Origin of the sequence: Eubacterium sp. AB3007, from assembly GCF_000688015.1 — a bacterium.
Taxonomy (GTDB): Bacteria; Bacillota; Clostridia; order Peptostreptococcales; family Anaerovoracaceae; genus Aminicella.
The window spans coordinates 471,692-498,691 of record NZ_JIAD01000001.1 but is presented as its reverse complement, the minus strand read 5'-3'; the positions used below and the strand labels follow the sequence as shown (position 1 = coordinate 498,691).

23 protein-coding genes and 1 pseudogene are annotated in these 27,000 nt (G+C 51.9%); all 24 read left to right on the top strand.

Going from position 1 to position 27,000, the window contains the following annotated elements:
* Nucleotides 1-11: 11 nt before the first annotated feature.
* The 24 genes and pseudogenes from P156_RS11255 (at nucleotide 12) to P156_RS0102270 (ending at nucleotide 26,995) form a co-directional block, all read left to right on the top strand.
* Nucleotides 12-2,444, top strand: coding sequence for a DNA translocase FtsK (locus tag P156_RS11255; protein ID WP_034802099.1), 2,433 nt, complete (start codon nucleotides 12-14; stop codon nucleotides 2,442-2,444).
* Nucleotides 2,428-3,753, top strand: coding sequence for a 30S ribosomal protein S12 methylthiotransferase RimO (gene rimO / locus P156_RS0102375; RefSeq protein ID WP_027868776.1), 1,326 nt, complete (start codon nucleotides 2,428-2,430; stop codon nucleotides 3,751-3,753). Before P156_RS11255 ends, rimO begins: the two co-directional genes overlap by 17 nt.
* Nucleotides 3,750-4,295, top strand: coding sequence for a CDP-diacylglycerol--glycerol-3-phosphate 3-phosphatidyltransferase (gene pgsA / locus P156_RS0102370; protein ID WP_027868775.1), 546 nt, complete (start codon nucleotides 3,750-3,752; stop codon nucleotides 4,293-4,295). Before rimO ends, pgsA begins: the two co-directional genes overlap by 4 nt.
* A gap of 9 nt (nucleotides 4,296-4,304) precedes the next feature.
* Entirely contained in the window at nucleotides 4,305-5,546 is a 1,242-nt protein-coding gene (locus P156_RS0102365) for a competence/damage-inducible protein A (protein ID WP_027868774.1), read from the top strand.
* Between the two features lie 118 nt (nucleotides 5,547-5,664).
* Complete coding sequence (gene recA, locus P156_RS0102360; protein ID WP_027868773.1) at nucleotides 5,665-6,753, top strand: recombinase RecA; 1,089 nt, start codon at nucleotides 5,665-5,667, stop codon at nucleotides 6,751-6,753.
* A gap of 161 nt (nucleotides 6,754-6,914) precedes the next feature.
* Nucleotides 6,915-7,421 (top strand): 50S ribosomal protein L21, encoded by a 507-nt coding sequence (gene rplU, locus P156_RS13705; protein ID WP_027868772.1) that lies wholly within the window; start codon nucleotides 6,915-6,917, stop codon nucleotides 7,419-7,421.
* Between the two features lie 21 nt (nucleotides 7,422-7,442).
* Nucleotides 7,443-7,703, top strand: a complete 261-nt coding sequence (gene rpmA, locus P156_RS0102350) for a 50S ribosomal protein L27 (RefSeq protein ID WP_027868771.1) — start codon at nucleotides 7,443-7,445, stop codon at nucleotides 7,701-7,703.
* A 55-nt stretch (nucleotides 7,704-7,758) separates the two neighbouring features.
* Entirely contained in the window at nucleotides 7,759-9,051 is a 1,293-nt protein-coding gene (obgE, locus tag P156_RS0102345) for a GTPase ObgE (protein ID WP_027868770.1), read from the top strand.
* Nucleotides 9,052-9,085: 34 nt separating this feature from the next.
* Nucleotides 9,086-9,418, top strand: a pseudogene (locus tag P156_RS13495) (HD domain-containing protein); the annotation flags it as partial.
* Between the two features lie 153 nt (nucleotides 9,419-9,571).
* A complete protein-coding gene (locus P156_RS0102340; protein ID WP_051600932.1) occupies nucleotides 9,572-11,434 on the top strand; it encodes a TIGR03960 family B12-binding radical SAM protein in 1,863 nt (620 codons plus the stop codon).
* Complete coding sequence (locus tag P156_RS11250) at nucleotides 11,427-12,116, top strand: TIGR03936 family radical SAM-associated protein (RefSeq protein WP_051600543.1); 690 nt, start codon at nucleotides 11,427-11,429, stop codon at nucleotides 12,114-12,116. Before P156_RS0102340 ends, P156_RS11250 begins: the two co-directional genes overlap by 8 nt.
* A 31-nt stretch (nucleotides 12,117-12,147) precedes the next feature.
* Nucleotides 12,148-12,792, top strand: coding sequence for a helix-hairpin-helix domain-containing protein (locus tag P156_RS13065; protein WP_185752123.1), 645 nt, complete (start codon nucleotides 12,148-12,150; stop codon nucleotides 12,790-12,792).
* Between the two features lie 64 nt (nucleotides 12,793-12,856).
* Nucleotides 12,857-13,042, top strand: coding sequence for a DUF896 domain-containing protein (locus P156_RS0102325; RefSeq protein ID WP_051600539.1), 186 nt, complete (start codon nucleotides 12,857-12,859; stop codon nucleotides 13,040-13,042).
* A gap of 14 nt (nucleotides 13,043-13,056) precedes the next feature.
* On the top strand, nucleotides 13,057-15,675 hold the full coding sequence (gene alaS / locus P156_RS0102320; RefSeq protein WP_027868767.1) for an alanine--tRNA ligase: 2,619 nt from the start codon (nucleotides 13,057-13,059) through the stop codon (nucleotides 15,673-15,675).
* Nucleotides 15,676-15,740: 65 nt separating this feature from the next.
* Nucleotides 15,741-15,986 carry an IreB family regulatory phosphoprotein gene (locus P156_RS0102315; RefSeq protein WP_185752122.1) on the top strand — a complete coding sequence of 82 codons (246 nt, stop codon included), beginning with the start codon at nucleotides 15,741-15,743 and terminating at the stop codon, nucleotides 15,984-15,986.
* 76 nt (nucleotides 15,987-16,062) lie between these two features.
* A complete protein-coding gene (gene ruvX, locus P156_RS0102310; RefSeq protein ID WP_027868765.1) occupies nucleotides 16,063-16,497 on the top strand; it encodes a Holliday junction resolvase RuvX in 435 nt (144 codons plus the stop codon).
* A gap of 28 nt (nucleotides 16,498-16,525) precedes the next feature.
* Complete coding sequence (gene purE, locus P156_RS0102305) at nucleotides 16,526-17,020, top strand: 5-(carboxyamino)imidazole ribonucleotide mutase (protein ID WP_027868764.1); 495 nt, start codon at nucleotides 16,526-16,528, stop codon at nucleotides 17,018-17,020.
* A gap of 10 nt (nucleotides 17,021-17,030) precedes the next feature.
* A complete protein-coding gene (purM, locus tag P156_RS0102300; protein WP_027868763.1) occupies nucleotides 17,031-18,074 on the top strand; it encodes a phosphoribosylformylglycinamidine cyclo-ligase in 1,044 nt (347 codons plus the stop codon).
* On the top strand, nucleotides 18,065-18,655 hold the full coding sequence (purN, locus tag P156_RS13445) for a phosphoribosylglycinamide formyltransferase (protein WP_027868762.1): 591 nt from the start codon (nucleotides 18,065-18,067) through the stop codon (nucleotides 18,653-18,655). The genes purM and purN overlap by 10 nt, the downstream gene beginning before the upstream one ends.
* The gene (locus tag P156_RS13440) at nucleotides 18,656-19,384 is read left to right on the top strand and encodes an IMP cyclohydrolase (RefSeq protein WP_027868761.1); all 729 of its coding nucleotides are present in this window, start codon (nucleotides 18,656-18,658) and stop codon (nucleotides 19,382-19,384) included.
* Nucleotides 19,381-20,565: a phosphoribosylaminoimidazolecarboxamide formyltransferase gene (locus P156_RS0102285; RefSeq protein WP_027868760.1), complete on the top strand. Its 1,185-nt coding sequence runs from the start codon at nucleotides 19,381-19,383 to the stop codon at nucleotides 20,563-20,565. Before P156_RS13440 ends, P156_RS0102285 begins: the two co-directional genes overlap by 4 nt.
* A gap of 28 nt (nucleotides 20,566-20,593) precedes the next feature.
* Nucleotides 20,594-21,853, top strand: coding sequence for a phosphoribosylamine--glycine ligase (gene purD / locus P156_RS0102280; RefSeq protein ID WP_369770554.1), 1,260 nt, complete (start codon nucleotides 20,594-20,596; stop codon nucleotides 21,851-21,853).
* Nucleotides 21,854-21,855: 2 nt separating this feature from the next.
* A complete protein-coding gene (locus P156_RS0102275) occupies nucleotides 21,856-25,557 on the top strand; it encodes a phosphoribosylformylglycinamidine synthase (RefSeq protein ID WP_027868758.1) in 3,702 nt (1,233 codons plus the stop codon).
* Nucleotides 25,558-25,696: 139 nt separating this feature from the next.
* Entirely contained in the window at nucleotides 25,697-26,995 is a 1,299-nt protein-coding gene (locus P156_RS0102270; RefSeq protein WP_027868757.1) for a phenylacetate--CoA ligase family protein, read from the top strand.
* Nucleotides 26,996-27,000 lie beyond the last annotated feature (5 nt).

Genomic DNA, 27,000 nt, shown 5'->3' with positions numbered 1-27,000 from the left:
AGGGAAAGAGTATGGCAAAAGGGAAGAATAAAAAGAAAAAAAAATCAACAGCGGCATCCGGAAAGACCCGAAATACCGCCAAACAAAAGAAAGAAGAGAGTGTAACTCCGGATATCGCTTCTCGTCCTTTTTCAGAGGCGATCTGGGGACTGGTGCACATCGCTTTAGGGGCGTTTATTTTCGCTGCCGTCCAGTTTCACGCAGCCGGTACCTTTGGGAATTCCCTTGGAGATTTTTTTAAAGGGATTCTTGGCGTGATCGGCCTGGTTTTGCCTTGGTATCTGATCCTGTTGGGGATCCTGATGATACTCCGAAAAACTGCGCCATTCAACTGGAAGTACCTTGTTGCTGGGTTGATCATGTTGTTAATGCTCTGTCTTCTTAATTCCGGCAGATTCATTGACAGTAACAATCTGGTTATGGATGTGGGCCGTTTCTACACCGAAGGCATCGCCCTGAAAGGGGGCGGCGTACTGGGAATGGCAGTCGGTACCTTCCTTGTCAAGTGGATCGGCATGGCGGGGCTATATATTCTGTCGCTTCTTATCTCTCTCATTTGCATCCTGCTGATCTTCAACACATCTTTGTCCAGAGCCATTGCAGTGATGGGCCAGAAGAAAAAAGAACAGCAAGAGAGACGCGCAGAACTCGTAAGACAGAAGGCCATGGAGCGGTTGGAAGCCGAGAAACTTCGAGAGGAGCGAGAGAAGAACATGCTCTCACAGATCCTGGATGAACCGGTGGCGCCTACCTTAGAGAAGCCTGCGGAGAAGCTAAGAAAGTTCAGAAAATCAGAGGGAACAGAAAAACGATCTGTACCGCCTGAACCGGTGGTCGAGGAGCCAACTCAGCTCGAGATCGAACAATACGAAGAAAACAAGATCTCCGCGAAAGACATCGCCAAAGGCGCAGCCAAGATCGGAAAAGACCTGGGTCTGTCTGATGGCAAAGCTCCACTTACCAAGTCATCCGACAAAGCCGGAGCTCCCGAGTATCACAAGCCACCCCTTGATCTGTTGAACAAGCCGGTTCGCCCCAAGAACGACGAGAGCAGCCAGCAGCTGAAGGAGAAAGCGATTCTTCTGGAGGATACCATGCGCAGTTTCAATGTGGACGCGCATGTGGTACGTGTGAGTCGTGGACCGGCAGTTACACGTTACGAGATCCAGCCGGAGGCGGGTGTCAAGGTGAGTAAGATCACGTCGCTTGCCAACGATATCGCGTTGAACCTCAGGGCCAAGAGTATCCGCATTGAAGCGCCGATTCCGGGAAAAGCAGCGGTAGGTATCGAGGTTGAAAACGATAATATTAATATGGTCACTCTTAGCGAGATCATCGGATCAGAAGAGTTCAAACAGGCAAAATCCAAGATCACCTTTGCGGTAGGAAAGGATATCGCCGGAAAACCCATCGTCGCAGATCTGAAAAGTATGCCGCATATGCTGATAGCAGGGTCAACCGGATCAGGAAAGAGTGTCTGTATCAACAGCATTATCACCAGCATTCTTTATAAGGCGGATCCGGATGAAGTGAAATTGGTCCTGGTCGATCCCAAGGTGGTCGAACTAGGTCATTATAATGGAATACCGCATCTACTGATCCCGGTGGTCACCGATCCGTCCAAGGCTGCGGCAGCCCTCAGTTGGGCTGTGGTGGAAATGACCAACCGATACAAGATGTTCGCTACCGAGAATGCCAGAGACCTGGCTTCGTATAACCGCAAAATGGTGCAGGAGGATCGTGAGGACGAGGTGATGCCGCAGATCGTCATCATCATCGATGAGCTGGCAGATCTGATGATGGCAGCGCCAAGCCAGGTCGAGGAATCCATCTGCAGACTGGCGCAGATGGCACGTGCTGCAGGTATGCATCTGATCGTAGCCACACAGAGACCATCTGTTGACATCATCACAGGCGTTATCAAGGCGAATATACCCTCCAGGATCGCATTCGCTGTTTCTTCTCAGGTAGACTCAAGGACTATCCTGGATATGTCCGGGGCGGAGCACCTCGTAGGTAAGGGAGACATGCTTTTCAATCCGCTGGGCACCGGAAAACCTATACGCGTACAGGGAACCTTCATCTCCGATGAGGAGGTGGAGAAGGTCATCGATTACGTGCGTTCACAGGTTGAGGAAACGAAATACGCAGAAGAAGTAATTGACACCATCAGCAACGGAGTCACTCAGGCAGAGGACAGCGCAGGTGATGCGGACGAGCTACTTCCGGAAGCCATCGAGCTGGTGGTCATGCAGGGACAGGCATCGGTCTCCATGCTGCAGCGCAGGTTCCGTATCGGCTATAACCGTGCTGCCCGGATCGTTGATCAGATGGAGGCTCGCGGTATTGTTGGACCACAGGACGGATCCAAACCGCGAAACGTGCTGATGACCGAAGAAGAATATTATCAAACAAAAGAGGAAACCAATGAAAGTTCACTTTGATACACTGGGGTGTCCCAAGAATTTCGATGATTCCCAAGTGGCCATGGCCAGACTGGAGGCAGCCGGACACAGTATTGTCTCCAGCCCCGAGGCGTCGGACGTTATTGTCGTCAATACCTGCGGATTCATCGAAGATGCCAAGAAAGAATCCATCGAAGAGATCTTCCACATGTCGGAATACAAGCAAGCCGGCAAGAAACTCATCGTCTCTGGTTGTCTGGTTCAGCGTTATGCGGATGAACTCTTCGAAAATATGCCGGAGGTCGACGGATTTATCGGGGTCAACGATTACGACAAGCTTCCGGAGCTTCTTGACAGCTTGTCCAAGGATACGGCGCAGCGCTTCAAACAGAGAGGCGGTTGTGACCTGACGGGCATCGAAGATGTGATGCGGAAGATTCCAGAGAATCCTTATAGCGCCTATCTGCGTATCGCAGAAGGATGTAATAATCGCTGCGCTTACTGTGTCATCCCTCAGATCCGGGGTCCATACAGAAGCCGGCCCATGGAAAACATCCTGGAGGAGGCCAGAAAACTGGCGGATGCGGGATGCAAGGAATTGATCCTCATCGCGCAGGATGTCACTTGCTATGGTATGGATGTCCATGGGAAATCTACTCTTCCGCAGCTGCTCACAAGGCTTTGTGCAATCGAAGGGATACGGTGGATTCGCCTCATGTATTGCTACGAGGATCGGATCACGGACGAACTGATCGAGACCATGGCGCGGGAAGAGAAGATCTGCCATTACATCGACATCCCATTGCAACACTGCAGTGACACTATGCTCAGACGAATGAACCGTCGATCGACATCGGAATCTATCCGCCAGACTCTTAGGAAATTACGGGAGGCCATGCCGGATATCCATATCCGCACGACACTGATCGTCGGATTTCCGGGCGAGACAGAGGAAGAGTTCAGTGAACTGCTGGATCTGGTGGAAGAGCAGAAGTTCGCAAGACTTGGGGCCTTTACTTATTCGCTGGAAGAAGGGACACCGGCCGCAGAAATGGAGAATCAGATTCCGGAGGAAGAGAAACAAGCCAGGCTGGATGCAGTCATGCTTCGCCAGATGGATATCTCACTGGCGAACAACCAACAGAAGATCGGTCAGGTCCTGGAGGTACTGATCGACGAACAGGACGAGGATGGCGCGTATATCGGACGTACTCGATATGACGCTCCTGAGATCGATAACACCGTGATATTCACATCAGAGAAAAAGCATCACACAGGAGACATCGTACAGGTCAGAGTGCTAGACGCGTTCGATTATGACCTGGAAGGCAGGGAGGAAGTATTATGAATCTACCTAACAAACTTACAGTAGGGCGGATCATCGCCGTTCCATTCTTTATCGCTGCTTATCTGACCCAAATGTATCTGGTAGCATTCGTGCTCTTCATTGCTGCTTCGCTGACAGATATGCTGGACGGGAAGATCGCAAGGAAGTACAACCTGGTCACCAATTTTGGGAAGATCATGGACCCGCTGGCGGACAAGATCCTGGTCTATTCCGCCTTCTGCCTCATGGTCGGGGATGGTCTGGTACCGTCCTGGATGCTCATCGTGATCCTCGCCAGAGAATTCACCATCGCAGGGATCCGACAGGTATCCGCCGCAGAGGGTATCGTCATCGCGGCTGCCATGAGCGGAAAGATCAAGACTGTCCTTCAGATGATTGCTGTGCCCGCTCTCCTGCTGGCGCAGGCCATCCAGGATCCTTATCCTGTGGCTTATCCGATCATCGCGTTGATCGCGGAAGTATTTCTGTATGCTTCCATCGCCATGACGATCTATTCCGGCATTGAATACATCGTAAAAAACAAGAACGTGTTCAAGAACTAGGGGAACGACATGAAAAGTGCTTTAATCAGCGTGGGCACAGAGATCCTCTTCGGGGAGATCGTCAACACCAACGTTGTCTATCTTTCGCAGGAATTGAATGCGCTTGGGATCGATGTGCTCTATCACTATACGGTTGGAGACAATGACAGCAGGCTCAGGGAGATCCTTGAGCTTGCTCTTTCTGATTGTGATCTGGTGCTGACCACCGGTGGACTCGGTCCCACAGAGGATGATATGACCAAGGAAACAGTTGCGTCGGTGATGGGGGATTATCTCGAGGAGCACAAAGCCTCCCGCCAGGCACTGGAAGATCATGCAAAAGAACTGAACCATCCTATGACGGAAAACAACTACAAGCAGGCTATGATGCCTCGGCGGGCTATCGTGTTCGATAATGACGCGGGAACGGCGCCGGGGTTTGCGCTTGAGAAGGATGGAAAGCATGTGGTCTGTATGCCGGGACCACCCCGGGAAATGAAACGCATGTATCAGAGAAAAGTCCGTCCATTTCTGGAGAAGTTCTCAGAAGATGTGATCTATACCCGTACGGTACGGCTGTTTGGAAAGGGCGAATCTTCTTTGGAAACCGAATTGCTGGATCTTATCGATGGACAGGAAGATCCTACCATCGCCACCTACGCCAAGGAAGGGGAATGTTCTGTTCGGGTCGCCTCCAAAAGACCAACAAGGGAAGAAGCGCAGCAGGCGGCGGATGACATGGTCGTCCAGATCCTGCAACGAGTTGGCGATCATGTGTTTAGTACGCAGAATGAAGAACTCTGTGACGTTGTAGGAAAACTGCTTTTGGACAAGGGGCTACATATCTCCTGCGCAGAATCCGCCACTGCCGGTATGTTCGCAAGTGAACTGGCAGGCGTGCCTGGTATTTCGGATGCGCTGCACTGCGGGTATGTCACCTATACAGAGGAGGCCAAACGCAATGTTTTGGGCGTTAAGGAGGAAACGCTAAAGCAGTGTAGTGTCTATAGTGCTGAGGTTGCAGCGGAAATGGCAGAGGGCGTTTTCAGACTCACCGGAGATGATGTGTGCATTGCCATCACAGGTATTGCAGGCCCGGGATCGCCGGTGCCTTCTCTGGTTCCTGGAAGCGCGTTTATCGGCCTTCATTATAAAGGGAAAACTATCACCAGGTTCCACAAGGGGCGCAATGTGAACCGGAACTGGAATCGTCATTACATGGTTCTGGCTATGCTGGATCTGGTACGACGTACGGTCCAGAACGACGATTGACAGTATATGGTAAAAATGATATAATGCGCGTACCATTTACAAACATTCGAAAACCTCTTGACAGATCTGCAGATTGATGTAGAATAGAAACAGAACAAATGTTCTTTTGGAGGGAAATATGGCTAAACAAGATAACAACAACGCAAGATTCAAGGCTCTGGAGGATACCCTCTCCAGGATCCATAAGCAGTACGGAAGCGGGGCGATCATGCGCCTTGGCGATGCCTCTGCGAACATGAACATCGACACCATTTCCACTGGTTCGCTCAGTCTGGACATGGCCACCGGTGTAGGCGGTGTTCCGAGGGGAAGGGTCGTGGAGATCTACGGACCAGAATCCTCCGGTAAGACTACACTGACCCTGCACATCGTGGCAGAGGCGCAGAAAGCCGGTGGAATCGCCGCATTCATCGATGCAGAGCATGCTCTGGATCCAGTCTACGCACGGAACCTTGGTGTCAACATAGACGATCTCCTGGTATCCCAGCCGGACACCGGAGAACAGGCCCTGGAAATCTGTGATATGCTGGCCAGCAGTGGCTCCGTGGACGTGATCGTGATCGATTCTGTGGCTGCACTCGTTCCGAAAGCAGAGATCCAGGGGGAGATGGGCGATTCTCATGTAGGACTTCAAGCGAGACTGATGTCCCAGGCATTGCGTAAACTTACCGGTACTGTTAACAAGACCAACACCTGTGTGATCTTCATCAATCAGCTCCGTGAGAAGGTTGGTGTCATGTTTGGCAATCCTGAGGTTACCACAGGAGGCCGCGCACTCAAGTTCTACTCCTCCATGCGGATGGATGTGCGCAGGATCGAGACCATCAAGCAGGGAGATCAGATGCTCGGGAACCGCACCCGTGTCAAGATCGTGAAGAACAAGGTAGCCCCTCCGTTCAAGAAGGCAGAGTTCGACATCATGTACGGAAAGGGGATCTCCCTGTCCGGGGATGTGCTGGACTGCGCGGTCGAGGCGGGCATCGTCAAGAAGTCCGGTTCCTGGTTCAGCTACGAGGGAGACCGTATCGGACAGGGACGAGAGAACGTGAAGACCTATATGGAAGAGAATCCCGCCTTCCTGGAGGAGATTCGAAGCAAGGTCATGGCCAAGCTCTTTGAGTCCGAGGAAGATGATGAGAAGAATGCGCCGGAGATCTCGGAAGAGTCCCCTCTTGCGGTGGACGAGGATGGCGTGATCATCGAGTGATCAGAGATTTTTTTCGGATTTTCTTACGCTTTTGTTTGACATCTAGATGGATTTGTGTTATGATAACCGAGTTAGACCGCTCGGGAAGGGTCTTTTTAAGTGCGTTTGATTACAGCGCCACCCGAAAAGGCGAGACTGGTTAGAGGAGGTATTAGAACACAATGTATGCAGTAATTGAAACAGGCGGTAAGCAGTACCGCGTAGAGAACGGTGATGTTCTGACAGTTGAGAAGCTGGGGATCGAGGCAGGAGAGAAGGTTGCATTCGACAAGGTCCTCGTGATCGGTGATGAGAACGGTGTCCGCATCGGTAAACCTTATCTTGAGGGTGAGACCGTAGAGGCAGAAGTCGTTGAGAACGGCAAGGGCAAGAAGATCGTCATCTTCAAGTACAAGAACAAGAAGGATTACAGAAAGAAGCAGGGACACAGACAGCCGTACACTATGGTCGAGATCAAGAGCATCGGCGGCGTTGCTGCTCAGAAGAAGGCAGAGGAACCTGCTGCAGAGGCAAAGGCTGAAGCAGAAGCTCCCCATAAGGAGAAGAAGGTTTCCGCATCCATGAAGAAAGACGAGCTCATCGCTTACGCGAAGGAGCACGGAATCGAGATCGATGAGAAGGCTACCAAGGCTGTGATCATCGAGACCATTGAGAACGCAGAAGCATAAGATTAGGGAGGTATATGATCCATGGCAAGTAAAAAGGGAGTAGGAAGCTCTAAGAACGGTCGTGAGTCCGAATCGAAACGTTTAGGCGTCAAGGTTGGTGACGGTCAGTTCGTAACAGCTGGCAGCATTCTGATGAGACAGAGAGGAACCAAGCTCCATCCTGGTAACAATGTTGGCATCGGTGGCGATGACACACTGTTCGCGAAGATCGATGGCGCTGTCAAGTTCGAAAGAAAAGACAAGACCAGAAAGCAGGTCAGCGTTTATCCTAAGGAAGCATAAGAGACTTGAGGCCCCTATCACAGGTAGGGGCTTATTTTTTTAAGTTGAGGGAATCATGTTTGTAGATAGAGCAACCATCAATATCATAAGCGGGAAGGGCGGCAATGGCTGTGTTTCCTTCCGAAGAGAGCCCTTTGTACCAGAGGGTGGTCCTGACGGTGGTGACGGCGGCAAGGGCGGCGATGTTGTGATTATGGCCGACAAGAACCTCCGCACCCTGATGGACTTCAAGTATAAGCGGAAATACCAGGCCGAGAATGGTCAGGATGGCATGCGCAAGAAACGCTACGGTAAGTCTGGTCAGGACCTGGTGATCAAGGTTCCTATGGGAACGGTGGTAATCGATGAGGCAACTGGCCTGGTCATGATGGATCTGACCGAGGATGGACAGAGTTTTGTTGCGGCCAAGGGTGGTCGTGGAGGCAAGGGAAACGTACACTTCAAGAACTCCGTCAGGCAGGCTCCGAATTTTGCGGAAGCAGGGACAGCAGCCAAGGAACGCACTGTGATACTTGAACTGAAGTCCATTGCCGACGTGGGCCTGGTTGGCTTTCCCAACGTGGGGAAATCCAGCCTTCTTTCCGTGGCAACAAGCGCCAGTCCGAAGATTGCGGACTATCACTTTACTACCATTGATCCAAATCTTGGTGTGGTGAACATTCACGATACCAGTTTCATTATGGCGGACATAGCCGGTATCATCGAAGGCGCACATATGGGACTGGGTCTTGGTCTGCGTTTTCTGAAGCACATAGAGCGTACCAAGGTACTGATCCACGTGGTGGACGTGTCTGGGAGCGAGGGACGCGATCCCATCGAAGATTTCGAGAAGATCAACAGCGAGCTTCTTCAGTACAGCAAGTCTGTGGCGGATAAGCCCATGCTGGTCTGTGCGAACAAGATCGATCTTACCGACGAGGAGGATCCGGAGTATCTGCGTTTCAAGGAATATGTAGAAAGGAAGGGGTACCAGGTGTTCCCAGTATCTGCCCCCATCAACTATGGCGTGCAGGCACTCCTGGATGCGGCTCTGGCAGAGCTCCAGCGTGTTCTCAGAGAACCACAACCTGAACCAGAGATCGAATATTTTGATTTTGAAACAGATGATGTGGACCCAGAGTACCGGACGGTCAACGTGGATACAGACGAGGATGGTTTTGTGGTCACCGGAAAACAACTGCGCAAGATCTTCGATTCCACCAATTTCAATGACTTCGGCTCTTTGCGTTACCTCTACAAGTATATAGAGAAGAGTGGCGCCATCGACCGAATGAAGGAAATGGGATTGGACGAAGGAGATACCATCAAGGTCTTTGACTACGAGTTCGAGTACTATGACGAGTTCTAGTCCGAATGCAAAGTCCTGAGACGGAGAAGAGAGAATGACCAAGAGACTCACTACAGAAGATTGTAATCATTATTTTGAAAAATATAAGACGCCGCCACATATCATTGCCCACTGTAAGGCAGTGAGCGATACGGCAGTGACCATCGGAAGCGAACTCGTAAAGCACGGAGTTTCTCTGGATACAGAACTCCTGCGAAACGCCGGACTTATCCACGATGTACTCCGCATGGAGAAGAATCACGACGTTGCGGCAGCAGAAATGCTGGAGAAAGACGGGTACCCCTACGAGGCGGAGGTGATCCGTCATCATATGACAAAGCACTATGCGCCTGTTAACGAACTGACCGAATCCGATATCCTCTGCCTGGCAGACAGGGTCGTAAGAGAAGACGAGTACGTCGGCATTGACAGACGGATCGATTACCTGATCTATAAGGGCGGATATGATCCAGTCAAGGCAGAACGACTCGAGGAGGCGAAGATCGCCAGTTCCCTTTGGATCGAGCAGCTAGAGGAGATCATGGGACGTTCTCTGGACAGCTTGTTCCCTCCATCGCTGGACAGCCTTCTTAAACAAGTGGAGAAACCAGCTCGCTACATTGGCGGAGAATTGAACGTGGTCCGAAAAGATCCCCATGATGTGGACGTGCGGTTTGCCTTCGCGTTTCCGGATCTATACGAGATCGGTATGTCCTATATGGGATTGCAGATCCTGTACCATATCGTGAACCAGCAGCCGAATCTGGCACTGGAGAGGGTGTTTGCACCGGCGCAGGATATGGAAGAGTTGATGCGGAAGACAGGCTTTCCACTGTTCACCCTTGAGACCAAGACTCCGGTTCGAGATATGGATGTGCTGGGATTCACGCTACAGTACGAGATGTCCTTCACCAATATCATCAATATGTTGGATCTTGCAGGCCTGCCGCTTCTGTCAAAGGACAGAGGAGAGGAGGATCCTCTGGTCATCGCCGGCGGTCCTTGTGCCTTCAATCCGGAACCTCTGGCTGACTTTATAGATGCCTTTCTTATTGGTGATGGAGAGGAATCTTTGCCGGCGCTATTGAACCTGATCGGAGACGGACGGAAACGTGGGCTCACCAGAGAAGCGATCCTTCGGGAAGCCGTTCAGATCGAAGGTGTCTACGTTCCTTCCTTCTACGAACCTCAATACGGAGAGGATGCGATCCTGACCGGTTATCATAAGACATGGGCAGGCGCCCCTGATGTAGTTCGGAAGGCTATGGTTCATGATCTGGATCGGGTTGATTACCCCACGAAGACACTGGTGCCGCTCATCGAGGTGGTCCACGATCGGGCAGTTCTGGAAACCTTCCGTGGATGTACCAGAGGATGTCGTTTCTGTCAGGCTGGGATGATCTATCGCCCGGTGCGGGAAAGAAGCAAAGAAAACCTTCTGCAGTTGGCAAAGGAGCAAATCAGACAGACCGGACACGATGAGATGTCCATCCTGTCTTTGTCCACCAGTGATTATTCGGATTTTGAGGGGTTGGCCACCGAACTGATGGGATATTGCACGGCAAACAACGTTTCCCTGTCATTACCATCCCTGCGGTTGGACAACTTCTCTTTCCGGGTTTTGTCAGAGATCCAGAAATACAAGAAATCCGGCCTGACATTTGCACCAGAAGCCGGCACCCAGCGCCTGAGGGATGTGATCAACAAGGGCATCACCGAAGAAGATATCTACAGCGCTGTGGAGCAGGCAATCGAACTGGGATGGAGGCAGGTGAAACTGTACTTCATGATTGGTCTTCCCGGGGAAACCGACCAGGATCTGGATGGAATTGCGGAGATTGCCCGCAATATAGTCGCTCTTCACAAGAAATCCGGACGCGGAGGGCGATTCAACGTGAATGTCAGCATCTCCAATTTTGTGCCCAAGGCGCATACCCCCTTCCAGTGGGTAGCACAGGATTCCACAGAGGAATTTACCCGAAAGCACAACTATCTGACCGAGAAACTGAAGATCAAGAATGTCAGTTTCAACTATCACGATGATGCAGTCAGCACCTGCGAGGCCATATTTGCGCGGGGAGACAGACGGCTGTCACAGCTGCTTCTTGCTGCTCATGAAGCTGGCTGCCGATTTGATGGATGGAGCGAGTTCTTTGACCGGGATACGTGGGCCAGACTGTTGGAAGAGTTTCCAGTGGATCACAGGATCTATACGGAACGAGAGAGATCCTACGACGAGTATCTGCCCTGGCAGCACATCGACTGTCGGGTCAGCAGAGAATACCTTATGAAAGAGAATGAAAAGGCCCGGGAGGCGGCCACCACACACGACTGCCGGGAGGGATGCACCGGATGCGGAGTCAACAGATACACCGTATGCACCCAGGGAGGAAGCCATGTTTAGATATGTGATCGTTTTTTCCAAGACCGGACTCGTGCGGTACATCTCTCATCTGGATATGCTGCGACTGTTCAAGCGTGCATTCCGAAGAGCGGGGATCGACCTTGCCTATAGCCAGGGGTTCAACCCTCATCCCAAGATGAGTTTCGCACAGCCACTTTCTCTGGGGTACGATGCAGAGGGGGAATACCTGGAATTTGAGACGGGGGAACCCGTCAGCAAGACAAGACTTTTGGAAAGACTTCCGGAGCATCTTCCCGAGGGGATCAGCATCACTGCCTGCGGAACGATCCCAAAGGGACAGAAGAGCCTGGCTGCCAAGGTCTACGCTGCAGAATACGAGGTGGTCTATCCTGCCTCCTGGCACGCCTGGGACTTCCCTGCTGCTACAGATGCGTTTATGACCCAGGAAGAGATCCTGGCCGAAAAGCGACAGAAGAAATCAAAGAAACTTAAGACGGTGAATATTCGTCCCGGGATCCGATCTATGGAGGCTATCCGTACAGAACGCAACCGCCTCTGTCTGCGGATGTGCCTGGACTGTGGAAATGAGTCCAATGTGAGCCCCGAGCTTGTGATTCCTGCTTACGCTTCGTTTGCAGACATACACTGTAAGCGTCATGAGATTGAAGTCTGCCGCAAAAAACTGATTTTGCCACTTGACTTCCCCATAGAATGGATGTAAAATGACCCCACCTTGCAGAAGGGGGCGAGAGATGAAACACATTAGGAGAGCACTTCGGCAGTTTCAACCAGACCGAAAGACATTTGAAATAATCGCTGTGACCATGGTAATGGTCACAGCGGTTTTGTTTTATGGATTCAAAGGGGATAGTCAGACAATTACCATAGGGGAGGAGTCCCCTGCGCACGGAACATCTACAGGGAGAGAAACGTCTTCTGCCTCGCAAGATCTACTCTATGTGGATGTGGATGGCGAGGTGGAGCATCCCGGCGTTTACAGGCTTGTTCCCGGTGCCCGGGTGTTCGAGGCGGTGGACAAAGCCGGAGGCCTGAAAACCCACGCAGACACCTCTCAGCTGAATCTGGCAGAGAAGCTGAAGGATGGGGAGAAGATCACCGTACCGTCAAAAGCAGAGAAACGAGAGGGAAGTACAGAAAACTTGTCCGATGCTGGCGCTGGTGCAGGACAGGTTTTGTCTGGTGCAGAGAAGATCAATATCAACAGGGCAACAGGGGAGGAACTGCAGAAGATCAAAGGAATCGGCCCTGCTACTGCCCAGAAGATCATCGATTACAGGAATTCGAATGGTCGCTTTCATAATACGGAAGAGCTGAAGAACGTAAACGGGATCGGTGACAAAACCTATGAGAAAATGAAGGAATACATCGATGTTTGACTTCCGTTGTTGTATCTGGTAAAATGATATATTGTAGTATCGAAAAGAAAGAGAGGATGATCACTTGATCACGAAAGAGAAAATCGACCGGATCAACGAACTGGCCCGGAAGAAGAAAACGGTTGGCCTCACTGAGGAAGAACTGCTGGAACAAGGGTTGCTGAGAGAGGAATACATAGATTCCTTGAAGGCAAACCTGCGAGCACAGCTTGAAAATATCGAATTTGTAGACGACAACAAGAAGAGTTGATGGAGGAGCATACGATGGAAAAACTTGGCCTAAATGAAATCAGAAAACTGTTCAGAGAGTTTTATGTCAGCAAGGGACACTATGCAGCACCCAGCGCCTCACTGATCCCAAAGAACGACAAGTCTCTTCTGATCATCAACTCCGGTATGGCGCCTCTGAAACCATATTTCTCCGGGCAGGAGACACCGCCATCCAAGAGAATGACCACCTGCCAGAAGTGCATCCGCACCGGTGATATCGACAACGTCGGGCTCACCTCTCGTCATGGAACATTCTTCGAGATGCTTGGTAATTTCTCTTTCGGTGACTATTTTAAGAAAGAGTCCCTGACCTGGGGAATGGAGTTCGTGCTGGACGTGCTGAAGATGCCAATTGACAAGATCTGGGTCACCGTCTATAAGGATGACGATCAGGCTTATGAGATTTGGAAGAGCCTGGGGATTCCGGAAGAGCATATCGTCCGCCTGGGCAAGGAAGATAATTTCTGGGAGATCGGACTTGGCCCATGTGGCCCGGACTCGGAGATGTTCTTTGATCGGGGACCGGAATACGGCTCCCCTGATGACGACTTTGTGCAGGGGTGCGAACACGACCGCTACATCGAGTTCTGGAACCATGTGTTCACACAGTTCTCCAAGGAGGAGGACGGCACCTATACAGATCTGGCGCATCCCAATATCGATACCGGGATGGGGCTGGAGAGACTGGCCTGCATCATGCAGGGGGTGGATTCCATCTTTGATATTGACACCATTCGACATATTCTGGACAGCGTGTCCTCTCTCTGCGGCAAAGCCTATGAGGATGGGGATGAGAAGGCGGATGTTTCCATGCGGATCATCACGGACCATCTCCGTTCCATGGTCTTCATGATCGCCGATGGAATCGTTCCTTCCAACGAAGGAAGGGGCTATGTGCTTCGCCGGCTGATCCGCCGCGCTGCCAGACACGGGAAGATGCTCGGGATCGACGGCGCCTTCCTGGCCGACCTGGCAGACAAGGTCATCGAAGTCTCAGGAGACGCCTATCCGGAGATCGTCGAGAAACAGGACTACATCAAGAAGATCATCTCCGTAGAAGAGAAACAGTTTGCGGCGACCCTCGGCCAGGGGGAGGCCATCATTGGCGAGTACCTGGAAGAAATGAAAAAAGCCGGGGTCACGCAGCTTTCCGGCGACAAAGCCTTCAAGCTCTATGACACCTACGGGTTCCCTCTTGAACTGACGGAGGAGATCCTGGCCGAGCACGAATTCAGCGCAGATAGAGACGGGTTTGACACCGCAATGGCGGCACAGAAGAAAAAATCCAGAGAAGGCAGACAGGATACCAGCGAGGTTGCCTGGGAGGAGAACTGGACCCCGGAAGATGTGCCGGAGACCGTATTCACCGGCTATGATCATTACGAAGACGATGCGACCCTGCTGTTCCTCTCCGGCGAATCCAGAGATGCAGAGCAGGCCTTGGAAGGGGAGGATGTGATCCTCTATCTGGACAAGACCCCCTTCTATGCAGAGAGCGGCGGACAGGTTTCCGATAAAGGAATTATGACTACCGAAGACGGCGAGGTGGAGATCTTTGCGGTCGAGAAGACCAGGGGCGTGTTCGCACACAAGGGTCGTGTCACCAGAGGGGCTATCAACAAGGGAGACAGTATCCACTGCGCGATTGATCGGATCCGGCGCAACAAGACCGCCCGAAATCACACGGCGACCCACCTACTGCAGCAGGCTCTGCGAGATGTGCTGGGCAATCATGTGGAACAGGCAGGTTCGTTGAATAATGACAAGGAACTTCGTTTCGACTTTAACCACTACGAGGCCATGAAACCAGAGGAGATCGCCAGGGTAGAGGAGATCGTCAACGAAAAGATCTGCTCCTTCCTTCCTGTGACCACCGTGGAGACTACCATCGATGAGGCACAGAAGATGGGTGCGATGGCGTTGTTCGGAGAGAAATACGGCGATGTGGTCCGCGTAGTCAGTTGCGGCGACTGGAGCGTGGAACTCTGCGGAGGCACCCATGTCTCGAACATCGGCCAGATCGGCGCCTTCAAGATCGCCAGCGAGTCTGGAGTGGCTTCCGGCGTACGTCGTATCGTTGCGCTGACCGGTACCGGTATCCTGGAGGCTGCCCATGCGGCAGAATCGGTCATTGCAGATGTCGCAGAGACCATGAAATCAAAACCCCATCTCATCCAGGGCAAGGCAACTTCTCTCATGGAAGACCTGAAGGCCGCCCGCAAGGAGCTGGAGGAGTTCAAGAAAGAAGCTATGGGTTCCGAGTTGGATGACATGATCAGCAGCGCCAAAGCCTTTGGCGAGGTGAATCTCATCACCAGAGAGTTCGAAGATTATAATATCGGAGATCTGCGCGGGTTGTCAGATGACATCAAGGCTAGGTGCAAGTCAACCATGATGGTGTTCGCTACGGTCAATGGAGGCAAGGTGACCATGCTGGTCTCTCTGACAGATGATCTGACCGAGAAGGGCCTGCACGCCGGCAAAATGATCAAACAGATTGCCGCCTGTGTAGGTGGCGGCGGCGGCGGAAAAGCGGACATGGCACAGGCCGGAGGCAAAAATCCGGCTGGAATTTCTGACGCATTTAAGGTTGCAGAAGAACTCTTATCATGATAGAATAGAAGGGAAGTTATATCAACCGAAGAGTCGTTATCACTATGGACAGGAGGTAGTAACATATGGAGAAGAAAACGATCATGTTTGACGCAAGCAAGACGCAGCAGAGAACTACCAGAGAGGTCCTTGATATTGTATACGATGCGCTGGAAGAGAGAGGGTACAACGGCATCGATCAGATGGTGGGCTACATCCTTTCCGGAGATCCGTCATATATTACGAGTCACAACAATGCAAGGCTGATGATCAGCCGGATCGACAGGGATGACCTCCTGGAGGAGGTTCTCCGGGAGTATCTCAAGAAATAGTGGTAGAATCTGGGCAGGTCTTTTGACCTGCCCTTATTATGTTTTGGGAACTATTTTTTTAGTATAAAGAGGTAAAATGAAAAGAAAAATCGGACTTGATGTCGGCGACAAGACCATTGGTATCGCTGTGAGTGACCCCCTGGGCATCACTGCGCAAGGGATTACCACGTTAGAGAGAGTAGGCATCAGAAAGGACGCAGGGAAAGTGCTGGATATGGTGAAGGAATACGATTGCGACACCATTGTCATGGGACTTCCTCTTAGTATGAGCGGAGAAGACAGTGAACAGACGCAGAAGGTGCGTGATTTCCGCACAATGTTAGAAAACAAGATGCGCAGCACTGGAATGAAAGGAATCGATGTACAGTGGCAGGATGAACGTCTGACTACGGTACAGGCGGAGCGCATTCTGATCGCGGCAGATGTGAGCCGCAAGAAACGAAAACAGGTGATAGACAAGCAGGCGGCAGTTGTCATCCTGCAGACTTATCTGGATGGAATTGGTATGTAGACTACACAGAAGAACTGGAGGTAACAGAATGAAAAAAATCGGCATTATCATGGGAAGTGACAGCGATCTGCCGGTGGTAGAGAAGGCTATCGAAACGTTGGAAGATCTGGACATTCCCTACGAAGTACATGTGTATTCCGCACACAGGACACCGGCCATCGCCAACGACTTTTCCAGAAACGCACGGAAAAACGGTTTTGCTGCCATTATTGCAGCTGCTGGTAAGGCAGCGCATCTGGCTGGTGCCATAGCCGCGAATACCACACTGCCTGTGATCGGAATTCCCATCAAGTCCAGTACACTAGACGGGGTGGATGCACTGCTTTCTACCGTACAGATGCCCAGTGGCATCCCTGTTGCGACGGTTGCCATCGATGGGGCCAAGAACGCCGCTCTGCTGGCGGCTCAGATCATCGCTGTTGAGGATGAAGATCTGGCCGAGAAACTGCAGTCCAGAAGAGAGGACGCGACAGCCAGTGTCCTGAAGAAAAACGCCGCTATTGAGAAGAAATACAACAGATAGAGAGGGGAACATGAGTAAGAGTTTCAGCGAAAGTTACAAGAATGCCGGAGTGGATATCACCGCTGGCTACAAGTCCGTAGAACTCATGAAAGAACACATCAAGAAGACAATGTCCTTCGGTGACACCTCCGACCTGGGTGGATTTGGGGGACTCTTTGGTCTGGACATGACAGGGCTTAAGGAACCGGTACTGGTCAGTGGGACTGATGGAGTAGGCACCAAGCTCAAGCTTGCGTTTCTCATGGACAAACATGACACCGTAGGCATAGACTGTGTGGCCATGTGTGTCAACGACATCCTGTGCGTAGGCGCCAAGCCGCTGTTCTTTCTGGATTACATCGCTTGTGGAAAGAACTATCCGGAGAAGATCGCTCAGATCGTCAGTGGCGTGGCAGAAGGCTGTGTCCAGTCCCGCAGTGCGCTGATTGGCGGCGAAACAGCAGAGATGCCTGGCTTCTACCCAGAAGACGAATATGATCTGGCCGGGTTTGCAGTGGGTGTGGTGGACAAATCAAGGGTTCTTGACAAAACCCGTATTCGGCCTGGAGACAAAGTCCTTGCATTGCCGAGTTCGGGGGTGCATTCCAATGGTTTTTCCCTCGTGCGGAAGGTCTTTGATGTCGAAAACACCGATCTCTCAAAGACTTATCCTGAACTGGACGGGAAATCCCTTGGCGAAACGCTCCTGACTCCCACCAAGATCTATGTAAAACCAATGCTTGCGCTTCTGGACTCAGTGGATGTCAAGTCTGTAGCACACATCACCGGCGGCGGCTTCTACGAAAATATCCCCAGATCACTGCCGGAAGGCATCAGTGTGAGAATAAACCGCAGTGATGTGCGCGTGCTCCCGATCTTCGATTTGATCGCAAAGGAAGGGGAGGTGCCAGAGCACGATATGTTCAACACCTATAACATGGGCGTAGGAATGACCGTCATCGTTGCTCCGGAAGAGGCTGACAAGGCTTTGTCCGTGCTCCGGAAGAACGGCGAAGATGCTTACATTCTCGGAGAAACCATCGCATCCGATGAGGGAGTTGTCCTATGTCAGTAGAAAAAACCAGAATCTGCGTGCTCGTTTCTGGCGGAGGCACCAACCTGCAGGCACTGCTTGACGCACAGAAGGCAGGGCGCATCACAAGCGGAAAGATCGTGCTGGTAGGGAGCAATAACCCTGAAGCCTATGCGCTGACAAGAGCGGCGGAGCACGGGGTGGACAGTTTTGTGTTCACAGAAGAGGCTGCGCTTCTGGACAAACTCGCCGAAGAAGAGATTGACATGATCGTGCTTGCGGGATTTCTGAAGATCCTTTCTCCGAATGTGATCCGTGCCTATGAAGGACGCATCATCAATATCCACCCGGCGTTGATCCCTTCCTTCTGTGGTAAAGGATGCTACGGGCTGCATGTTCACGAGAAAGCACTGGAGTATGGCGTCAAGGTGACGGGTGCTACCGTACACTTCGTCAATGAGATCCCTGACGGAGGACAGATCATCGCCCAGAAAGCTGTGGATGTTTTGCCGGAAGATACCCCGGAGACCCTGCAGAAACGGGTCATGGAACAGGCCGAGTGGATCCTGCTTCCGGAGGCAACGGAAGCAGTGGCCGCGGAGATCAGGAAAGGAAAGAATTAAATGAACGTATATGAGAGAAAGAGCCTGAAAGAGCGGATTGCGGGAAACCCCTATGTTGGCCGTGGCATCGTCATCGGACGCAGTAAGGATGGGAGCAAGGCAGCCTGTGCCTACTTTATCATGGGACGTTCCGCCAACAGTCGCAACCGGGTGTTCCTGGAACAGGGGGACGACCTGATGATCCGTCCTTATGACGAAAGCAAAGTAGAGGATCCGTCGCTGATCATCTACTACCCAATTCGGGTAGCAGGGGATATGACCATTGTCACCAACGGGGATCAGACAGACACTATCTACGATCATATGGTAACGGAGAACGAGAGTTTTGCGGATGCTCTTAGGACGAGGGAGTTTGAACCGGATGGACCCAATTGGACTCCCAGAATCAGCGGACTCATCGATCTGTCTGATGATATGACTTATAAGATGTCTATTCTGAAGAGTCAGGATGCGGAGGGGACCGCCTGCACGAGACAATTCTTTGAATATGTAGGACAGCCTGGTCTTGGACACTTCCTGCATACCTATGTGACGGATGGAGAGCCTATCCCGACCTTTGTAGGCGAACCGGAGAGGGTAGAGATCCCTGATGACATCGACGAACTGAAGGATATGATCTGGGAGAATCTGGACCAGAATAACCGGATCTCCCTGTATGTGAGATATATTGACCTGAAGACGGGAACGACCGAAAACAGACTGATCAACAGAAATGGAGGAGCAGAATGAAGGAACTGGAACTGAAGTACGGATGCAATCCCAACCAGAAACCCGCCAAAATCTATATGGAGGATGGCAGTGACCTTCCAATCCAGGTATTGAACGGCAGACCGGGTTATATTAACTTTCTGGATGCCTTCAACAGCTGGCAGCTTGTACATGAGATCCGCCAGAGCCTCGGAATACCTGCCGCTGCTTCCTTCAAACACGTGAGCCCCACATCAGCGGCAGTTGCCGTACCCATGAGCGATGCTCTGAAGAAAGCCTGTTTTGTGGATGATATCGAGGGACTGGACGAATCGCCAGTGGCGACCGCCTATGCGAGAGCAAGAGGGACCGACAGGATGTCCTCCTTCGGCGACTGGGCAGCGCTTTCGGACGTATGCGATGAGACCACTGCTGCAATCCTGAAACGCGAGGTGTCCGACGGCATCATCGCTCCTGGGTACACGGACAAAGCCCTGGAGATCCTGAAAGGGAAGAAGAAGGGCGCCTATAACATCATCCAGGTGGATCCGGACTACGTGCCGGCGAAACAGGAAAAGAAACAGGTCTTTGGGGTGACCTTTGAGCAGGGACACAACGATTACACCATCGGGAAAAACGATTTCGACAATATAGTGACCGAAAACAAAACTCTGTCCGAAGAGGCCAAAAGAGACATGGTCGTTGCGCTGATCACTCTCAAGTATACTCAGTCCAACTCCGTATGCTACGTGAAGGACGGGCAAGCGATCGGGGTAGGGGCTGGGCAGCAGTCCAGGATCCATTGTACCAGACTTGCCGGAGACAAGGCAGACCACTGGATGCTCAGACAGTCGGAACGGGTGCTGAACCTTCCGTTCCGTGAAGATATCGCCAGGGCCACCAGAGATAACACCATCGATATCTACCTTGGCGAAGACTACGAGGATGTACTGGCGGACGGTATCTGGGAAACGCTCTTCACAGAGAAGCCGGCTCCCTTCACGAGGGATGACCAAAGGGCATACCTGGCAGACATCTCCGGAGTGACCCTTGGCAGCGATGCCTTCTTCCCCTTTGGAGACAACATCGAACGAGCCGCCAAGAGTGGTGTCAGTTATGTGGTTCAGCCGGGCGGTTCTATCAGGGACCAGAACGTTATCGACACCTGCAACAAGTACGATATGGTCATGGCCTTCACAGGTCTCAGGCTGTTCCATCACTAAAACCAAGGAGGTAGATCATTTGAATATCATGGTCATAGGTGGCGGCGGAAGAGAGCACGCCATTATCAAGAAAATCAAAGAGAATCCCAAGGCAGAGACCATCTACGCGCTGCCCGGAAACGGTGGTATGGAGGATGATTGTATCTGCACAGGTGTTGGCGCAGAAGATCTGCCTGCTATCGTGGAGTTTGCCAAGACTCATGCTATCGATTTTGCGGTAGTCGCCCCGGATGATCCGCTGGTCATGGGCTGCGTTGATCTGCTGGAGGCGGAAGGTATCCCCTGCTTTGGACCAAATAAGGAAGCCGCCATCATCGAGGGCAGCAAGGCCTTCTCCAAGGAGCTCATGAAAGCATATGGTATCCCAACGGCAGCCTATGAGACCTTCACCGAGATGGAAGAAGCCCTGGACTACGTACAGGAATGTAAAATCCCAGTGGTCATAAAAGCAGACGGTCTTGCGAAGGGGAAGGGCGTGACCATCGCCCAGACAAGGGAAGAGGCAGTGAAAGCCGTGAATTCCATGATGGAAGATAAAATTTTTGGGGATAGCGGAAGCTGCGTTGTCATCGAAGAATATCTGGAAGGCCCTGAGGTGTCCGTTCTGGCTTTCACCGATGGCAACACACTGGTCCCAATGGTATCCTCTATGGACCATAAGCGGGCTTATGATGGTGATCAGGGTCCAAATACCGGCGGGATGGGCACAGTCGCCCCGAACCCTTACTATACAGAAGCGGTGGCAGAGCAGTGTGCAGAAGAGATATTCCTGCCAACCATGATCGCCATGAATAAAGAAGGACGCACCTTCAAGGGCTGCCTATATTTCGGCCTTATGATCACCGCTGATGGCCCCAAGGTCATCGAGTACAATTGCCGATTTGGGGATCCGGAGACGCAGGTGGTGCTCCCGCTGCTTACCTCAGATCTTCTGGATATCATGCTCCATGTCTCGGAAGGGACGCTGGCAGAAGCCGAGGTGACATTCTCAGACCAGGCCGCCTGCTGTGTGGTGCTGGCCTCCAAGGGATACCCTGGTTCTTACGAGAAGGGATGCCCTTTGGAGATTCCAGAGGATCTTGCCCACGTGTTCATCGCCGGCGCCAGGAAAGGCGAGCAGGGCCAGCTTCTGTCCAATGGCGGCCGTTGCATAGGCGTCACTGAATGCGCAGATACCCTGGCAGAGGCCATCGACAAAGCCTACACTTCCGTGAAGCGGATCGGCTTCGAAAACGGCTTCTATAGAAACGATATCGGTCAGAGAGCACTGAAAGCACTGGAGGCATAGGGATGGTATACAGAATATACGTTGAAAAGAAAAAAGACTTTGCAGGAGAAGCGCAGGCGCTGTCCAGCGAGCTTTGTGCTCTGTTTGGACTGCCCATCGAAGATCTTCGCATCATCAACCGCTACGACGTAGAGGGCATCGACGAGGAACTTTTCCGTAGTGTGGTCAGCACTGTCTTCTCTGAGCCACAGGTGGATGACACATTCGAAGAACTGGTGATTCCGGACAATACCAGCGTGTTTGCGGTGGAGTATCTCCCCGGACAGTTCGACCAGCGGGCCAATTCCGCTTCAGAGTGTATCCAGCTGATCTCCAAGGGAGAACGACCAGAGGTAAGATCAGCCAAGGTATATCTACTGAAAGGGGATCTGGGCCAGGCAGAGATTGACACGATCAAGAAATACGTCATCAATCCGGTGGAAGCCAGAGAGGCGTCTCTGGACACCTTCGATACGCTGAAGATGACCTATGATATCCCTACAGAAGTGGAGGTCGTAGAAGGGTTCAACTCCATGGATGAGAAGGCGCTGGAGGAATTTTTGGATGCCAGGGGACTCGCCATGGACCTGGCTGATCTGAAATTCTGCCAGGAGTACTTCCGGGGAGAAGACAGGGAGCCCACCATCACAGAGATCAAGGTAATCGACACCTACTGGTCCGATCACTGCCGGCATACCACTTTCAACACTACCATCGACAGCGTTAAGTTCCACGACCCGGAGATCCAGACAGCCTATGAGGATTACATCTCCACAAGAAAGGAACTTGGTCGCACCAAACCCGTCAATCTGATGGATATGGGTACGTTGGCCGCCAAGTACCTACGCAAGGAAGGAAAACTGGACAAGCTGGATGAGTCCGAGGAGATCAATGCCTGCACCGTCAAGATGGATGTGAATGTGGACGGAAAGACCGAGGAGTGGCTTCTCCTGTTCAAGAACGAGACCCACAATCACCCCACAGAGATCGAACCTTTTGGTGGAGCTGCTACCTGTATCGGCGGCGCGATCCGCGATCCTCTGTCTGGCAGAAGTTACGTCTACAGCGCCATGCGTGTAACCGGTGCGGCAGACCCACTGACACCGCTGTCTGAGACGCTGGAAGGCAAACTCCCACAGCGCAAGATTGTTACCACCGCAGCAGACGGATACAGTTCCTATGGCAATCAGATTGGACTGGCGACAGGGCAGGTGGACGAGGTCTATCACCCGGGCTATGTTGCCAAGCGCATGGAGGTAGGCGCTGTCATCGCGGCGGCCCCTGCTGAGAACGTGGTCAGAGAACGGCCGGAAGCTGGCGATATCGTCATTCTGCTGGGTGGAAAGACCGGAAGAGATGGATGTGGTGGTGCTACCGGCGCTTCCAAGAAGCACACCCTGGAATCTCTAGAGACCTGCGGAGCAGAGGTACAGAAAGGAAATGCTCCCGAAGAGCGTAAGCTACAGAGACTATTCCGTAACGAAGAAGCCTCCCGTATGATCAAACGTTGTAATGATTTTGGCGCAGGCGGCGTATCTGTTGCCATCGGCGAACTGGCCGATGGACTGGACATAGATCTGAACGCAGTTCCAAAGAAATACGAAGGACTTGATGGCACTGAACTTGCTATCTCTGAATCCCAGGAGAGAATGGCTGTCGTGGTCGCCGAGAAGGACGCAGAACGCTTCTGCGAGCTTGCCCGTATGGAAAACCTGGAAGCCACCAGAGTAGCTGTCGTAGTGGCAGAGCCGTATCTGAAGGAATCCTGGAACGGCAAGGCTATCGTCAACATTTCCCGCGCCTTCCTGGACACCAACGGTGCGGAAAAGCATATTGATGTAGAGATTCCGATGCACGACGATTTCGCCAAGGCAGGGACAGGGGACTTCCGCAAGGATTATATGGAAATGGCTGCCGACCTGAACGTCTGCTCCAAGCGAGGATTGTCCGAGGAGTTCGACTCCACCATTGGGGCCGGCACGGTCATGATGCCGTTCGGAGGTAAATTCCAACGCACTCCCAGTCAGGCGATGGTCAACCTGATTTCTGTCGAAAAGAAGCACACCGACACCTGTTCCTTCATGTCCTGGGGCTTCAATCCGGATATATCCAGTGCCAGCCCTTATCACGGAGCTTATCTGGCTGTGGTCGAATCCGCCTCCAAACTGGTGGCGGCAGGCGCTTCCTTCAAGGAAGTCTACCTGAGTTTTCAGGAGTATTTTGAAAAGCCTGGTACCGGTGCTACCAGATGGGGGAAGCCCATGGCAGCAGTACTGGGTGCATTCAAGGCACAGAAGGATCTGGGGATCGCTGCTATCGGAGGCAAAGATTCCATGAGCGGCACCTTCGAGGATATCGATGTACCTCCTACTTTGATCTCCTTCGCCGTCACCACAGACAAGGTCAGCAAGGTCATCACCCCCGAATTCAAGGGAGTAGACCATAATGTTATTATGATGATTCCTGAGTACGATGAGAATGGAATCCCCACCGGCGAATCGCTGGTGACGTTGTTTGATATCATGGACCAGCTGAACGAGGCAGGTGTGGTTGAGGCTGCCTATACACCGACATTCGGCGGCGTGGCCGAAGCCATCCTTAAGATGTCTATGGGCAATGGGATCGGTTTCCGGTATGCTGACAGCATCGATGAAAAGAGGCTCTTTGGTTACCACTATGGTGCATTTATCCTGGAGGTGGCAAAAGGCACAAAACTAGAAGGAGAAAACATCATCGAACTGGGAACTACAATCTCACGCTCTTCGATCATGTTGAAGGATATTGAAATCCCCATGGAAGACCTTATGGAAGCTTACGAGAACAAGTTGGAGCCAGTTTATAAGTGTAACATCCAACCGACAGACAGAAAACTGGAGACCTTCACCTTCGAAGCTGACAGCCGTCCGCACGCGAGCTATACGATTGAGAGACCTCGTGTACTGATTCCGGTGTTCCCTGGTACCAACTGCGAATATGACTCCGCAAAGGCGTTCGCAGATGCTGGTGCGGAGACAGATATCTTTGTTATCAACAACCTGACACCATCTGCTGTTGCAGAGTCTGTCAGCCAGTTTGCCGAAAAGATCGCTCAGTCTCAGATCATCTTTATTCCGGGAGGTTTCTCCGGAGGAGATGAACCTGATGGATCCGGAAAGTTTATCACCGCCTTCTTCCGCAATCCGGAGATCAAGGAAGCCGTGACCGAATTCCTGGACAAGAGAGAAGGTCTGATGATCGGAATCTGCAACGGTTTCCAGGCCCTGGTCAAGCTTGGATTGGTTCCCTATGGCAAGATCGTAGATACCGACGAGAACAGTGCGACTTTGACCTTCAATGAGATCCGCCGGCATCAGTCAAAGATCGTCCGTGTGCGTGTGGCTTCCAACAAGTCACCTTGGATGGCCGGAACCAAACCCGGGGAGATCTACAGTGTTCCTATCTCCCACGGGGAAGGACGATTCATCGCGCCGGAATCCCTTATCCGACAGTTGGCGGAGAACGGCCAGATCCTGACCCAGTACGTGGACCTGGATGGTCATGTCACCAATGCGATCCAGTATAACCCCAACGGCAGCTATTACGCTATCGAAGGCATCACTTCCCCGGATGGCAGAGTTTTGGGCAAGATGGGCCATGCGGAAAGAACGGGCAAGGATCTCTATAAGAACGTGCCGGGAGATTACGATATGCATCTCTTCCGTTCCGCAGTTGCGTTCTTTCGTTAGATAGTTGTCCTGTTAGAGTTGCGAAAAGCGACTTTGTTGTCCAGCAACAAAATAATACAAAAAAATTGTTTCATATCCTTGAAAAACTACACCCTAAGTGGTACTATGGGTGTAGTTTTTCAGAAAGGAAGAGTAATTAATGGGAAGATATTATCAACAGGAGATCGAGACAGCCTCCCGTGATCAGATCACGACCTGGCAAAATGAGAGACTTGTCAGCCAGGTCCGAAATGTGTACGAGAATGTAGAGTACTACAGAAACAAGATGAAAGAAAAGGGCGTAGAACCTGGTGACATCAAGGGGATCGAAGATCTCTGGAAACTTCCATTCCTCACCAAGGACGACCTCAGAGAGGCGTATCCCTATGGACTGATGGCAAGATCTCTTTCAGATTGTGTACGGATCCACTCCACAAGTGGGACAACCGGCAGACGTGTGGTCGCCTTCTACACACAACATGACCTGGATCTGTGGGAAGACTGTTGTGCCAGAGCCCTGGTCGCTGCTGGAGGAACAGCACAGGATGTGGTCCACGTTTCCTACGGATACGGACTCTTTACCGGAGGCGCCGGACTTGACGGCGGCAGCCACAAACTGGGTTCTCTTACGCTTCCCATGTCCTCCGGAAATACAGATCGCCAGATCCAGTTCCTGACCGATCTGAAGACCACGATCCTCTGCTGTACACCATCCTATGCGGCCTATCTGGCAGAGACCATCACAGAACGGGGGCTGAAAGATCAGATCAGCCTGAAGGCAGGAATCTTCGGTGCAGAAGCCTGGAGCGAGAACATGCGCCACGATATCGAAGAAAAACTCGGTATCAAAGCCTATGATATCTACGGACTGACAGAGATCTCAGGTCCCGGTGTCGCTTTCGAATGTGAGGAACAGACAGGGATGCACATCAACGAAGACCACTTCATTGCAGAGATCATTGATCCGGATACAGGAAAGGTCCTGGGTCCCGGAGAGAAAGGGGAGTTGGTATTTACCAGCATCACCAAGGAGGCGTTTCCTCTTCTCCGCTATCGCACCAAAGACATCACGATTCTGTCAAACAATCCCTGCTCCTGTGGCAGAACCTTCGTAAAGATGAGAAAGCCAATGGGCAGAAGCGACGACATGCTCATCGTCAAGGGCGTCAACGTATTCCCAAGCCAGATCGAGACCGTCCTGATGAGAGAAGGCTATCCGGCAAACTATGTGATTATTGTCACCAGAGAGAACAACAGCGACAAGCTGGAACTGCAGGTAGAGATGACAAACGAGATGTTCTCCGACTCCATGAAGGAGATGGAACACCGTCAGAAGAGCCTGGTAGGTGCCCTGAAATCCATGTTGGGGATCTATGTCAACGTCAAACTCGTTGCGCCTAAGACCATCCAGAGGAGCGAAGGAAAGGCGCAGCGTATTATCGACAAGCGAAACCTATAGAGAGA

Coding starts and splice junctions, on each gene's coding strand:
- P156_RS11255 (WP_034802099.1), top strand. CDS start 12: ATGGCAAAAGGGAAGAATAAAAAGAAAAAAAAATCAACAGCGGCATCC.
- rimO (WP_027868776.1), top strand. CDS start 2,428: ATGAAAGTTCACTTTGATACACTGGGGTGTCCCAAGAATTTCGATGAT.
- pgsA (WP_027868775.1), top strand. CDS start 3,750: ATGAATCTACCTAACAAACTTACAGTAGGGCGGATCATCGCCGTTCCA.
- P156_RS0102365 (WP_027868774.1), top strand. CDS start 4,305: ATGAAAAGTGCTTTAATCAGCGTGGGCACAGAGATCCTCTTCGGGGAG.
- recA (WP_027868773.1), top strand. CDS start 5,665: ATGGCTAAACAAGATAACAACAACGCAAGATTCAAGGCTCTGGAGGAT.
- rplU (WP_027868772.1), top strand. CDS start 6,915: ATGTATGCAGTAATTGAAACAGGCGGTAAGCAGTACCGCGTAGAGAAC.
- rpmA (WP_027868771.1), top strand. CDS start 7,443: ATGGCAAGTAAAAAGGGAGTAGGAAGCTCTAAGAACGGTCGTGAGTCC.
- obgE (WP_027868770.1), top strand. CDS start 7,759: ATGTTTGTAGATAGAGCAACCATCAATATCATAAGCGGGAAGGGCGGC.
- P156_RS0102340 (WP_051600932.1), top strand. CDS start 9,572: ATGGGACGTTCTCTGGACAGCTTGTTCCCTCCATCGCTGGACAGCCTT.
- P156_RS11250 (WP_051600543.1), top strand. CDS start 11,427: ATGTTTAGATATGTGATCGTTTTTTCCAAGACCGGACTCGTGCGGTAC.
- P156_RS13065 (WP_185752123.1), top strand. CDS start 12,148: ATGAAACACATTAGGAGAGCACTTCGGCAGTTTCAACCAGACCGAAAG.
- alaS (WP_027868767.1), top strand. CDS start 13,057: ATGGAAAAACTTGGCCTAAATGAAATCAGAAAACTGTTCAGAGAGTTT.
- P156_RS0102315 (WP_185752122.1), top strand. CDS start 15,741: ATGGAGAAGAAAACGATCATGTTTGACGCAAGCAAGACGCAGCAGAGA.
- ruvX (WP_027868765.1), top strand. CDS start 16,063: ATGAAAAGAAAAATCGGACTTGATGTCGGCGACAAGACCATTGGTATC.
- purE (WP_027868764.1), top strand. CDS start 16,526: ATGAAAAAAATCGGCATTATCATGGGAAGTGACAGCGATCTGCCGGTG.
- purM (WP_027868763.1), top strand. CDS start 17,031: ATGAGTAAGAGTTTCAGCGAAAGTTACAAGAATGCCGGAGTGGATATC.
- purN (WP_027868762.1), top strand. CDS start 18,065: ATGTCAGTAGAAAAAACCAGAATCTGCGTGCTCGTTTCTGGCGGAGGC.
- P156_RS13440 (WP_027868761.1), top strand. CDS start 18,656: ATGAACGTATATGAGAGAAAGAGCCTGAAAGAGCGGATTGCGGGAAAC.
- P156_RS0102285 (WP_027868760.1), top strand. CDS start 19,381: ATGAAGGAACTGGAACTGAAGTACGGATGCAATCCCAACCAGAAACCC.
- purD (WP_369770554.1), top strand. CDS start 20,594: ATGGTCATAGGTGGCGGCGGAAGAGAGCACGCCATTATCAAGAAAATC.
- P156_RS0102275 (WP_027868758.1), top strand. CDS start 21,856: ATGGTATACAGAATATACGTTGAAAAGAAAAAAGACTTTGCAGGAGAA.
- P156_RS0102270 (WP_027868757.1), top strand. CDS start 25,697: ATGGGAAGATATTATCAACAGGAGATCGAGACAGCCTCCCGTGATCAG.